We start from the raw sequence: 12,390 nt of genomic DNA on the forward strand, positions 1-12,390 counted from the left end.
CGCGTTCTATTTTTTTTTAAAAGTTTCTGTAAAGACGCACAACAGTGCGTCTTTTTTTATATCTATATAAGAAAACAAGCAGTCGTTTTACCAATTTTCATCTTAATTTTCAAATGTCCTCCTAATCAATTACATTTGCATGTAATTTAAACTTACTATATGACGAGGATAATTACAGTTTTTAGTTTTTTCATAGCACAACTCTGCTTTTCACAATCAACAGCAACTTATTTAGATAAAATCAGAAATAACGAAGCAGCACTAACTGCTTTCTTTTCTCAGATGCCAAAAGGCGGTGATTTACATCATCATTTTTCAGGCTCTATCTATGCCGAACCTTTACTAGAAAGAGCTATCGCAGAAGATTTCTATTTGAATTTAGAAACCATGCAAGTTCTAAAAGCAAAACCTGCAAAAGGAAACTGGGAAACTTTTTCTTCCCTTAGAAACAGTGGAAAACTAGAATATTACAAGCAACAAATCATGCAAACCTGGTCTGCAAAAGACTACAATGGTGTTGCTGTTCCTTCTGATGATTTATTCTTTGACTCTTTCGAGAAATTTTCTCCAACTATCGACGGACATTTTGCCGAAGGTATGCTTGAGCTTAAAAACAGAGCAATTAAAGAAAATGTAAGCTATATCGAAACACAATTAAACACAATTCCTTGTGATATGAATGTGGATGATTTAGCCGATTTTAATACAAAACTAAGACAAGCTGCTGCACAAAAAGACGAAAAAGCAATTTTTAAATCTTTAGATGCACTTTATAAATCATTACAAGATAAAAATGCTGTAAAATACGCTGAGGATTTCAATACTAATTTTATAGCCAAATTACATAAAGATCTTAAAATTGATGATGCAAACTTCACAATGCGCTATCAAAACTTTGTGTTGCGTTTTATGGAGCCTGTAGATTTGTTCAAAAATCTTATGATTGCCTTTATCTCTGCTGACAAAAGCAAGCTTGTAGCAGGTGTAAATATCGTTTCTCCAGAACATGGCGAAACGTCTATGAAAGATTATTGGTTACACATGGTAATGTTTAAATACTGCCATTCTCGTTTTCCAGATGTAAAGTATACACTTCATGCTGGTGAACTTACATTAGGACTCGTACAACCAGAAGAATTAACATGGCATATTACTTCAGCTATTCATACTGCCGGAGCTAATAGAATTGGTCATGGTGTAGATATCGCTTACGAAGAAAACTCGTATGACTTATTGCGTTATATGGCAAAGAATAATATTCCGATTGAGATTAACTTGGTAAGTAATGAGTTTATCCTGAAAGTTAAAAATGCACGTCATCCTTTTACATTATACAAAGAATTTAATGTGCCAATTGTAATTAGTACTGATGATGCAGGGATTTTAAGAACAAATATGACAGAGCAATATGTTTTATTGGCCAGCAGATATCAGGATGTTTCTTATGCGACAATTAAGCAATATGTTTACAATAGTATCAACTACAGTTTCATTCAGGATAATGCCGTAAAAAAGCAATTACTAAAAGACCTTGACGCAAGATTTAAAACTTTTGAAGCTAAATTTTCTGAAAAATAAAATATGATTCAGGAAGCAGCTGTTTTATTTGTAAAAAAAGACCAGGAAAAGGATTTCGAAAATGATTTTGCGAAAGCAAGTCAGTATATAAGTTCTATAGAAGGTTATTTAGGGCACAGCCTTAAAAAATGCATGGAACAGCCCAATAAGTATCTTTTATTGGTCGATTGGCGCAATCTCGAAGACCACACAATTGGTTTTAGAGAATCGGCAGCATATCTGGAATGGAAGAAATTATTACATCATTATTACGAACCGTTTCCTATTGTAGAACATTTTGAAACTGTTTTTGAGAATAAAATCTAGTTAGCTTTTAACCACAAAGTTTACAAAAGTTTACGCAAAGCTCGCAATCCCGAAGCGTCGGGATAAAATCAGTCTAATCTTTTTAATCTGTGGCAAAAACTCAAAACAAAATATAATTCCTAAGATGAATATCAAACTTATCGCCATTGGCAAAACCGATAATAAATCCCTTCAAACTTTAATTGACGATTATACCAAGCGTTTGTCTTTTTATATCAAATTTGATTTGGAGATTATTCCAGATATTAAGAATGTAAAAAACTTATCGGAGAGTCAGCAAAAAGAAAAAGAAGGCGAATTGATTCTGGCAAAACTAACGCCAACCGATCAATTAATTTTATTAGACGAAAATGGTAAAAACTTCTCAAGCGTTGGTTTCTCAGAAGAATTACAGAAAAAAATGAACTCAGGTATCAAGACCTTGGTTTTTGTAATTGGTGGTCCTTATGGATTTTCGGATACGGTTTACAGCAAAGCACAAGGGAAAATTTCGCTTTCGCTAATGACATTCTCACACCAAATGGTTCGTTTGTTTTTTATAGAACAATTGTATCGCGGGTTTACAATTTTAAGAAATGAACCTTATCATCATCAATAGATTTCTTTGCTAAAAGCATAAAAAAACCTCGCATTGCGGGGTTTTCTTTTTTCTATTCTTTATCGATTTTGTTTATGTTTCCGCGTTAGCGTTGCATATATTTGAGCTGCCAGGTTAATCGTTTATTTGTTGAGGTGTTAATCGTTAAATTAGTTTAATAGATAAATTCATCTATGACCATTGCAAATGATTGCAACTTATTAATTAAAACTTTATCCTGAATATAACTTTCATAACTCATATTCTTATCAAAGCAAAATTGCATTTTTGGTTTAACCGCAAAATCAAGACTCGCAATATAATTGAGTAATTCTTCTCTTTTAATTGTTTCGTTATTCACCTTAACCATTTTATTATTCTTTTCAAAAAAGATGATTAATCCTTCTTGTTTTGGTTTTTCGAGTTTATAATACACTTCCGTAAAAGGTACAAAAGCTAAATTCTTTCCGATGCTATCTGCGTACGAATAATAATTTTCGGCTTTTTTATTTTCATGTGCTTTGTCAGCTCGTTTCTTTTCTTGCAATTTTGCTACTTCTGGAATAACTAATCGTAAAGGCAAACGCTTGTCTATATTAAACAACCAATTGGTCGAAATAATACTGTTTTTTCTATTTACTTCCGCCAAAGTATCTTTTCCATTTACTCTAAAAAAGATATAAATAGGCGAATGGTCTTGCACATCTTTCACTACAGACACATTCGATTTTGGCAACAGAATATCCTCTTTTTTTCCACAAGAAAAAAGAAGTAAAACGAGAATAAGACTAAGGTATTTCATATTTTAAATTCTATGTTTTTATTTATTTTTTGTCACAAATTTATTTTGTCTGTACGACTTTCAGTATTGTCTATAAGGGAACGCAAATCCCAGAATGTCGGGACGGAATAAAATCCGTTTAATCCGCGTTCCTTTCACAAGTGTTGAATTAAATTTATTCGCTAAACTGCTATTTTATTAAACAAACTCACACATTCCATTGCTTCCTTCACATCATGAACACGTAAAATTTTAGCTCCTTTTGTTAAAGAAATCGTGTTCAAAACTGTTGTTCCGTTCAACGCTTCTTGCTGGTTTGTATTTAAATATTTGTATATCATAGATTTTCTCGAAAATCCAGCTAAAACAGGTAATTCCAAGATATTGAATAATTCCATTTTTTGTAGAACTTCATAATTTTGATCTAGTGTTTTAGCAAAGCCAAAACCAGGATCTAATATGATATCGTTTATACCTAAACTTCTGGCTTGTGCTATTTTTTCGGAGAAATAAAAAAGCATCTCTTTTACAATATCATCATAATCAGTCAAGGTTTGCATCGTTTGTGGCGTACCTCGCATATGCATCAGGATATACGGAACATTATATTTGGCTATAACATCAAACATTTTATCATCTAGGTTTCCGCCAGAAATATCATTAATAATTGCCGCTCCATTTTCTATACAAGCTTGTGCAACTTCACTTCTAAAAGTATCTATGGAAAGTAATGCATCCGGAAAATGCTGCAAAATCAACTTTACAACAGGAACAATTCGGTTTAGTTCTTCTTCTCCCGAAACAAACTCGGCACTTGGTTTACTCGAATAAGCTCCAAGATCTATAAACGTTGCTCCATCGGCAAGCATTTTTCCTACTTGAGTTATTATAGCTTCGTCGCTATCATATTTTCCGCCATCAAAAAAAGAGTTTGGCGTTACATTTAAAATTCCCATTACTTTAGGAACTGACAAATCAATAAGTTGCCCTTTGCAGTTAATTGTCATTTTGTGTTTTGTTTAATGTTTTCTTTATTTCAGGTTTAAAGTTTGAGGCCTAGAAATCAAGATTAACTATTTCAACAACTTAAAACTTTAAACCTGAAACTTTAAACTCTTTCAAAAATTTATCCCTATTTTTGAAGAAATTTAGACAAATATACATCAATAATGAAGAATACTTCTCAAGAATACGATAATGTAATTGCGATTTGTCGTTCGCTTTTTATCAATAAAATGAAAGACTATGGTAGTGCATGGCGCATATTAAGATTGCCTTCATTAACCGACCAAATTTTTATAAAAGCGCAACGAATTAGAAGTTTACAAGAAAATGAAATTCGTAAAGTTGACGAGGATGAAAAAGGAGAATTCATCGGAATCATCAACTATTCCATAATGGCATTGATTCAATTAGAATTAGGTGTTGTTGATCAGCCTGATTTAGACGTAGAAAAAGCTACCGAATTATACGATGCCAAAGTAAAACTTACCAAAGAATTAATGCTTGCCAAAAATCATGATTACGGTGAAGCTTGGCGTGATATGCGTGTGAGTTCTTTAACCGATATCATTCTTCAAAAACTACTTCGCGTTAAGCAAATCGAAGATAATAAAGGAAAAACTTTAGTATCCGAAGGTATCGATGCTAATTATCAGGATATGATTAATTATGCTGTTTTTGCGCTTATATTAAACCCTTTGGACACAAAAAAATAAATTGCAATTTGTAAATAAAAAAACTTTTTATGAAAAATATAATTACCCAATTCTCTAGACTTTTTGTTGGAGTATTATTTATTATTTCTGGATTAATAAAACTAAACGACCCTGTAGGATTCTCATATAAACTGGCAGAATATTTTAGCGAACCTGTATTTAATATGCCTTTTTTAGAGCCAATAACTTTGGCTTTGGCTTTATTCTTAGTAATCTTAGAAGTAGTTTTAGGTGTAATGTTACTTATTGGATACAAATCTAAAGCTACAATTTGGAGTTTATTAATCCTGATTATACTTTTTACATTCCTTACTTTTTATTCGGCTTATTTTGATGTAGTAAAAGACTGTGGTTGTTTTGGTGATGCTTTACATTTAACACCTTGGCAATCATTCACAAAAGATATTGTTTTATTATTCTTCATCTTGATTTTGTTCATTAATAAAGAATTGATTAAACCATTATTTAGTAATAGCGTTCAAAATATTGTTGCATACGTAACTATATTTTTATGCATTTTTATGGGAGTTTGGGTATTGAACCATTTACCAATAAAAGATTTCCGTCCTTACAAAGTAGGTTCAAACATCGAGAAAGGAATGGAAATTCCAGAAGGAGCACCACAATCTGTTGTTGAAATGATTTTTATTTACAATGTAAATGGTGTGAACAAAGAATTTACTGAGAAAGATTTAATGGCTATTCCCGAAGGAGCTACTTTTGTTGACAGAAAAGACAAAGTAATCACTGAAGGTTACGTACCACCAATTCATGATTTTAGCATGGAAAAAGATGGTGAAGATCATAAAGATCAATTACTAAAAGAGCCTAAACTTATGATTTTTGTTACTTATGATTTAACTCGTTCTGAGCCATCTGGAATGGAAAAATTAGAAAAACTAAATCAGGAAGCTAAAGCAAAAGGATATAAAGTAATTGCAATGACAGCTTCGGGACAAGATGAAATTGCTGCTGCAAAAAAACAATATAAACTAAATGTCGATTTTTACTTTTGTGATGCTATAACGCTAAAAACAATCGAAAGAGCAAATCCTAGTATCGTAATCTTAAATGATGGAACTATTACTCAAAAAGTACATTATAACGACATTAAAGATTTGAAATTATAAAATTTGAATAATTATAGTTTGTTACAAAAAAGTTAACCACATAAGTGATGTAAGTCCATTTAAGGTTTATGCTGATTAGTCACGCTTATATTTACTTATATCACTTATATGGTTACTAAAATCAAAGTCAAGAACATTCTTACTTAAAAAACGAAAACATAATGAGCAAAATACATAATCTGGTGTTTATTTTATTTTTTATGCTTTTGAGTTCTTTAAGTTTTGGTCAAGCCAAAACACAAGATACAACCCAAGCCTATATCTTTTTTTTACATAATAAGTTTCTTGAAGAAAATGATTTAAATGCTGTACATCCTGAATATGGAAAAGCAGAATACAATGAAATCATTAAATCATTTAAAGATGACAACTTCATCGTTTTTAGTGAGCTAAGAAATAAGAATACCGATTTTGATGGATATGCTAAAAAAGTTGTAAAGCAAATTAAAAGCTTAATTAAAAAAGGAGTTAAACCAAATAAAATAACGGTAATAGGAACTTCTAAAGGAGGCTATCTTGCACAATACGTTTCTACTTATTTAGCAAATCCCAATGTTAATTTTGTATTTATCGGATGCTTTACAGAATCTGATATTCAAAATATTCCTGTTATAAATTATTGTGGAAATATCTTGACAATCTATGAGAAATCAGATATTTACGGAGTATCAGCCATAAAACGAAAAGAAACTTCAAAATTAAAAATCAATCATTTCAAGGAAATTGAATTGAATACAGGTCTGAAACATGGCTTTTTATATAAAGCTTTAAATGATTGGATTGTGCCTTGCAAAAAATGGGCAAATGGCAATTATGAATTAAAATAAATATAATATTCAATATAATTCTGACTGAGAATTTATTGGACATTTTTTATAGCTTGCCTAGACGTTTTTTGGCTTTTAAAAATCATCTAACTAAATAAAAAAAGAGCCTTTTTTCCCTCTTCATGAAATCTCTTGAATAAAAAACACTCCAAAAACTCGTTTTGTGGTGTAACTATTACGATTTCATTTTCCTTTTTGTAACCAAAACTTCTCAATTTGTGACAAAATAAGGACGCCTTCAAATTTTGTTAATCTCTATTTCTGTTTCGATTTGTTTGTTTAACTTTGGTAAAAAATAATTAACCATGAAACAAATAGTTCTATCGCTTATTGCTTTTGTTACGTTTTCTTGTACAAATGCGCAAAAAACTGCTTTTTCTAAAGAAGCGCTATCAGAAAAATTATTAGCGACTGATAATAGTCAGGTTGCTTTTAAAGACATCTTAAAAAAGTACAAAGGAAAAACTTTGGTTATCGAAGTTTGGGCTTCATGGTGCGGAGATTGTGTAAAAGCAATGCCGCAAGTAAAAGAATTACAAGCAAACAATCCAGATGTATCTTACTTATTCCTTTCGGCAGATAAAACTGCTGATAAATGGAAAGCTGGAATTGAAAAACACGAAATAAAAGGTGATCATTTTATGATGAACGACGGTATGAAAGGTGTTTTTGGAAAAGCAATTGATTTAGATTGGATTCCGAGATATATCATTGTGGACAAAAAAGGTAAAATTGTTTTGTATCGCGCAATCGAAAAGGATTTTGAAAAAATCAATCAAACTTTACAAAGCTTAAAATAAAAGTATAGAATTTCAAAAAATAAAAAAATAAAACGAACCGAGATGAGAAAGAAAATTGTTGCAGGAAACTGGAAAATGCATAAAAACGCAGAACAAACTGAAGATTTATTAAACGAATTAATTGCTAAATTACCAACAGTAAGTGAGGCTCAAGTAATTGTAGCTCCTACTTTTGTAAACTTAGCTTCTGCAGTTGCACATTTAGAGTTTACAACTATTGAGGTTGCTGCACAAAATGTACACCAAGCTGAAAGTGGTGCCTTTACAGGTGAAGTTTCTGCAGATATGCTTAAAAGCGTTGGTGTAAACTACGTTATTCTTGGACACTCTGAGCGTAGAGCTATTTTTAAAGAAACTGATGCACTAATCGCTAATAAAGTAGATACTGCTTTAAAACATGAGTTAACAGTTATCTTCTGTTTTGGAGAAGAATTAAAAGACCGTCAAACAGGAAATCATTTTAATGTGGTTGAAAACCAATTAACTGATGGTTTGTTTCAAATAGAAAAAGAATCTTGGGCTAATGTTATCCTAGCTTACGAACCAGTTTGGGCTATCGGAACTGGAGAAACTGCTTCGCCAGAACAAGCACAAGAAATGCATGAATTTATTAGAGAAACTGTTCGTAAAGCTTTTGGAAAAGAAATTGCTGAAGAAGTTTCTATTTTATACGGAGGAAGTGTAAAACCTGACAATGCAAAAGAAATTTTCTCTAAACCAGATGTAGACGGTGGTCTTATTGGTGGAGCTGCGTTAAAAGCAGATGATTTTGTTGCTATTGTAACTGCGATTTAATACTTCTGTTATATCACATAAAATGGTTTGAGAGTGTAAAACTTTCAAACCATTTTTTTATTTAATCAATTTATAATTACCTGAATAACAATTACAAATAATAACCTTTAGTAAACGTTCAGGTCTTTGATTTAATCATTCCTTGTTTTTATATTAATCTTATTATAACAGTTTTAAGTGATGTTTGTAGTCTATAACTAAACTACAAACTATGAAAAAACTTTACACAAAAAGATTACTTTACTTTTTCTTACTCCTAACCTCTTCTTTCTCTTGGAGTCAAACATTAATTAATTACTGGTCGTTTAATAATCCTACATCTGTAGCGACTATGACAACTCCAAATGTTGCTCTAATTTCTGGAACTACTATAACTGCCATTGCAGGAGGAACTAGTTTTATAGAGTTTAATGGCGGAACTGGACAAAATTTCGACCTTTTAAATCTAAACTCTCGCAATAGCGAAGTTTCGGGTACTCACCTCCGTTTTAGCAATCCTATAGGTGGCGCACTTGTATTTGCATTACCAACCACAGGCTATAAAGATATAATTGTAAAATTTGCTACACGCCGCTCTGCACAAGGAGCAGGAACGCAAAATTGGTTCTACTCTCTTGACGGAAATACATATATCTCCTTTATTCCAGTCACCCCAAATAACGGTGATCCTGGTTTAGCTACTTTAGATTTTACAGCAATTACAGGCGCAAACAACAATCCGAATTTTAAATTAAAGGTCGAATTTGTTCAAGGTCCTGGCGGAACTGGCGGAAATAATCGTTTTGATAATTTCACAACCGAAGGAACTCCTAATGGTGGCGGAGATACAAACGCTCCTGTCGCAACTATTTTGCCTGCAAACGCAAGCACAGCTATTAGCACTACAATTAATCCTACGATTACTTTTAACGAAAGTATCCGTTTAATCAATGATAATATTATAGATAACGCTAATGTAGCATCTTTGCTAGAATTACGTTTGAATAATGCAACTGGAACCCTAATTCCATTTACCGCAACAGTAAATGATAAGGTAATTACAATTGTAGCAGCACAAGCATTGGCTAATAATCAAACCTATTATCTGGCATTACTACCAAATACTATCGAAGATTTAAATAACAATGCAATTGCCACAACACAATCATCATTATTTACAACCGCTAGTCCAACTGTTTCATTTGCTTCCAACTTTGTTACTGTAAACGAAAATGCAGGAAACTTGAATTTTATAATCAATCTAGGAAGTCCGATAACTGGTTCTGTCGATTTAGTTGTAAAAGGAGTGCCTTTTAGTACCGCTGATGCTAATGATTTTACCTTAAGTACACAAACCTTGCATTTTACCAATTCAAGCGCTTTAACGCAAACTATTACAATTCCTATTATCGATGATAATTTAGAAGAACAACAAGCTGAATATTTCGTACTGAGTTTAGAAAATCCTGTTGGTTTTACGATTACAGGAACATCAACAACAACAATTTACATTAAAGATAATGATCGTTTAGCTCCTGTTCCTAATAAAGAAATCGAACTAAATTATATAGGCAGTTTTGATCCATCAGGAAGTAATACTAGTACCTGCGAGATTGTGGTTCATGACAAAACTTCTCAATGCTTATTTACTACAAGTGCAGTTGCAGGATTCCTGGATGTAATAAACTTTAGCGACCCTACAGCTCCAAAAGTGATCAAATCTATAGATATGAATGTTTATGGCGGCGTAACAAGTGTTGCGGTAAAAAACGGAATTGTAGCTGTTGCTTCTCCAAATACAAATGAAGCCCTTAATGGTTCAGTAGTATTTTTTGATACCGATGGTGTGTTTCAAAAACAAGTAATCGTAGGTGCTTTACCGGATATGATTACATTTTCGCCAGATGGAAAAAAGGTTATGACTGCTAATGAAGGACAACCAAATCTTGATTATACTGTAGATCCAGAAGGTTCTGTAAGTATAATTGATATTTCTGGCGGAATTACCGCTTTAAACCAATCAAATGTTACAACATTACTATTTACAGCTTATAATACTCAGGAAGCTACTTTAATTGCGTCAGGCGTTCGAAAACTGAAACTAACGAGTACTCTATCTCAGGATTTAGAACCAGAATACGTTACTATAAATTCTGACTCTAAAAAAGCATGGGTAACCTTGCAGGAAAACAATGCTATTGCTGAGATTGATTTAACCAATAATACGATAACCGATATCTGGGCATTAGGAACAAAAGATATTAGTATTCCTGGAAACGGATTTGATGTATCGGATAACAACGGTGAAGTATTAATTGCCAATTGGCCCATGAAAGCCTTTTATCTTCCTGATGGAGTTGCAAATTATACTGTTGGAGCAAATACATATTTGGTTACTGCAAATGAAGGCGACGAAAAAGAATATACTGGTTTTGTAGAAAGAACAACTGTAGGAGCAACCAATCTAGATGCAACTATTTTTCCTAATTCAGCTGTTTTAAAACAAACGTATAATTTGGGTCGTTTTAGAACAACAAATCTAAATGGAAATTTAGATGGCGATGCAGAATTTGAAGAAATCAATTGCGTAGGAACACGTTCTTTTTCTATTTTTAATGCAACTACCAAACAAATTGTTTTTGATAGCGGAGACGACTTCGAAATGTACACAGCTTCAAATTTACCATTACTCTTTAATGCTGATCACGAAAGTAATACTGCCAAAACAAGAAGCCGTGCCAAAGGTCCAGAACCTGAAGGTATAACAACTGCAAAAATCGGAAGCGAAACTTTTGCTTTCATATCATTAGAACGTGTTGGTGGAGTTATGGTATATAATGTGACCGACCCTAATAATGCAAAATTTGTAGAATACAAAAATAGCCGAAGCACATCGGCATATGCAGGAGATCACGGGCCAGAAGGTATTACTTATATCGCTCCCGAAAATAGCCCTACAGGAAAAGGATATATTCTTGTAGCTAATGAAATAAGTGGTACAATCACCATCTTTGAAGTTAATGCCAAAAGCTTATCAGCTCCCGATTTTGTTTCGGACAGCACTCCTACTTTTGCATTATTCCCAAATCCGTCGCAAAAAGGAATTGTGTATTTTAACAGAACTGCCGATGTTCAGGTATTTGATATAAATGGTAAAAATGTTTTAACTACCAAAAATGCACAAACCATCAATACATCACAATTCTCTACAGGGATTTATTTTGTAAAAACTTCTGATGGAATTGTCAAAAAAATGATTGTGAAATAATAGAGACGATCCGCAGTGTGTCTCTGTAATGCGTCTTCACCGTGTTTTTTTTCTTAACAACATCTAAAAGACGCACTGCGGTGCGTCTCTACAACCAAAATTTGATTATATTTGAGAATACAATCATTTGAAATTCAAAACAATATATAAAATCCAATTAATTGAGTTGTCATAATTATTAATAAACCCATTAAATTCAAAAAAGATGAAATTTACTAGAAAAGCACATGCCAACTGGAAAGGCACTGGAATGGAAGGAAAAGGAACTATTAGTACACAAAGTACCACTCTAGATAATGCACAACTATCGTTCAAGACCCGTTTTGAAAACGGTGTAGGTACCAATCCCGAAGAATTGATTGCTGCAGCTCATTCTGGCTGTTTTACAATGCAATTAAGCTTTTTATTATCAGAAGCTGGTTATGTTCCCGAAGATTTGCATACAGAAGCCACTGTTACGTTTGAAGACGGCACAATAACTCAGATTAATTTGGATCTAAAAGGGAAAGTTCCAAATATCACTGAAGATGAGTTTTCTAAAACTGCTTTAAAAGCCAAAGAAATTTGTCCGATATCAAAGTTATTGAAAACGAATATTACTTTAACTGTGAATTTACTTTAAGAAAAAGAG

Annotated in this window: 12 protein-coding genes; 10 read left to right on the forward strand and 2 right to left on the reverse strand. The window is 32.5% G+C overall.

Translation table 11 applies throughout. The features are described 5' to 3' along the window. Positions 1-159: 159 nt before the first annotated feature. From AC3IPI_RS21100 to rlmH, 3 genes are all read left to right on the forward strand, one after another. Positions 160-1,578: an amidohydrolase family protein gene (locus tag AC3IPI_RS21100; RefSeq protein WP_489155517.1), complete on the forward strand. Its 1,419-nt coding sequence runs from the start codon at positions 160-162 to the stop codon at positions 1,576-1,578. A gap of 3 nt (positions 1,579-1,581) precedes the next feature. Then, positions 1,582-1,884 (forward strand): antibiotic biosynthesis monooxygenase family protein, encoded by a 303-nt coding sequence (locus AC3IPI_RS21105; protein WP_489155519.1) that lies wholly within the window; start codon positions 1,582-1,584, stop codon positions 1,882-1,884. Positions 1,885-2,008: 124 nt separating this feature from the next. Continuing rightward, positions 2,009-2,482 carry a 23S rRNA (pseudouridine(1915)-N(3))-methyltransferase RlmH gene (gene rlmH, locus AC3IPI_RS21110; RefSeq protein WP_035628752.1) on the forward strand — a complete coding sequence of 158 codons (474 nt, stop codon included), beginning with the start codon at positions 2,009-2,011 and terminating at the stop codon, positions 2,480-2,482. Between the two features lie 154 nt (positions 2,483-2,636). On the opposite strand, the gene AC3IPI_RS21115 is transcribed toward rlmH, so the two are convergent. Both AC3IPI_RS21115 and folP read right to left on the reverse strand, forming a co-directional pair. Continuing rightward, a complete protein-coding gene (locus AC3IPI_RS21115) occupies positions 2,637-3,263 on the reverse strand; it encodes a hypothetical protein (RefSeq protein ID WP_489155521.1) in 627 nt (208 codons plus the stop codon). A 161-nt stretch (positions 3,264-3,424) separates the two neighbouring features. Next, on the reverse strand, positions 3,425-4,249 hold the full coding sequence (gene folP / locus AC3IPI_RS21120; RefSeq protein WP_086894770.1) for a dihydropteroate synthase: 825 nt from the start codon (positions 4,247-4,249) through the stop codon (positions 3,425-3,427). A gap of 162 nt (positions 4,250-4,411) precedes the next feature. On the opposite strand from folP, the gene AC3IPI_RS21125 reads away from it, so the two are divergent. The 7 genes from AC3IPI_RS21125 (at position 4,412) to AC3IPI_RS21155 (ending at position 12,381) form a co-directional block, all read left to right on the forward strand. Continuing rightward, complete coding sequence (locus tag AC3IPI_RS21125) at positions 4,412-4,960, forward strand: DUF1599 domain-containing protein (protein WP_035627248.1); 549 nt, start codon at positions 4,412-4,414, stop codon at positions 4,958-4,960. Positions 4,961-4,989: 29 nt separating this feature from the next. Next, positions 4,990-6,090: a BT_3928 family protein gene (locus AC3IPI_RS21130; RefSeq protein WP_039114565.1), complete on the forward strand. Its 1,101-nt coding sequence runs from the start codon at positions 4,990-4,992 to the stop codon at positions 6,088-6,090. 161 nt (positions 6,091-6,251) lie between these two features. Continuing rightward, positions 6,252-6,917, forward strand: a complete 666-nt coding sequence (locus AC3IPI_RS21135) for an alpha/beta hydrolase (RefSeq protein WP_039117637.1) — start codon at positions 6,252-6,254, stop codon at positions 6,915-6,917. Between the two features lie 305 nt (positions 6,918-7,222). Beyond that, on the forward strand, positions 7,223-7,717 hold the full coding sequence (locus AC3IPI_RS21140; protein WP_039117636.1) for a TlpA family protein disulfide reductase: 495 nt from the start codon (positions 7,223-7,225) through the stop codon (positions 7,715-7,717). Positions 7,718-7,759: 42 nt separating this feature from the next. Next, on the forward strand, positions 7,760-8,512 hold the full coding sequence (tpiA, locus tag AC3IPI_RS21145) for a triose-phosphate isomerase (RefSeq protein WP_129537938.1): 753 nt from the start codon (positions 7,760-7,762) through the stop codon (positions 8,510-8,512). 211 nt (positions 8,513-8,723) lie between these two features. Further along, entirely contained in the window at positions 8,724-11,759 is a 3,036-nt protein-coding gene (locus tag AC3IPI_RS21150) for a choice-of-anchor I family protein (RefSeq protein WP_489155525.1), read from the forward strand. A gap of 205 nt (positions 11,760-11,964) precedes the next feature. Next, complete coding sequence (locus AC3IPI_RS21155) at positions 11,965-12,381, forward strand: OsmC family protein (protein ID WP_264286085.1); 417 nt, start codon at positions 11,965-11,967, stop codon at positions 12,379-12,381. The last annotated feature ends 9 nt before the right edge of the window (positions 12,382-12,390 follow it).

It is taken from the genome of Flavobacterium sp. GL_143, assembly GCF_057834355.1.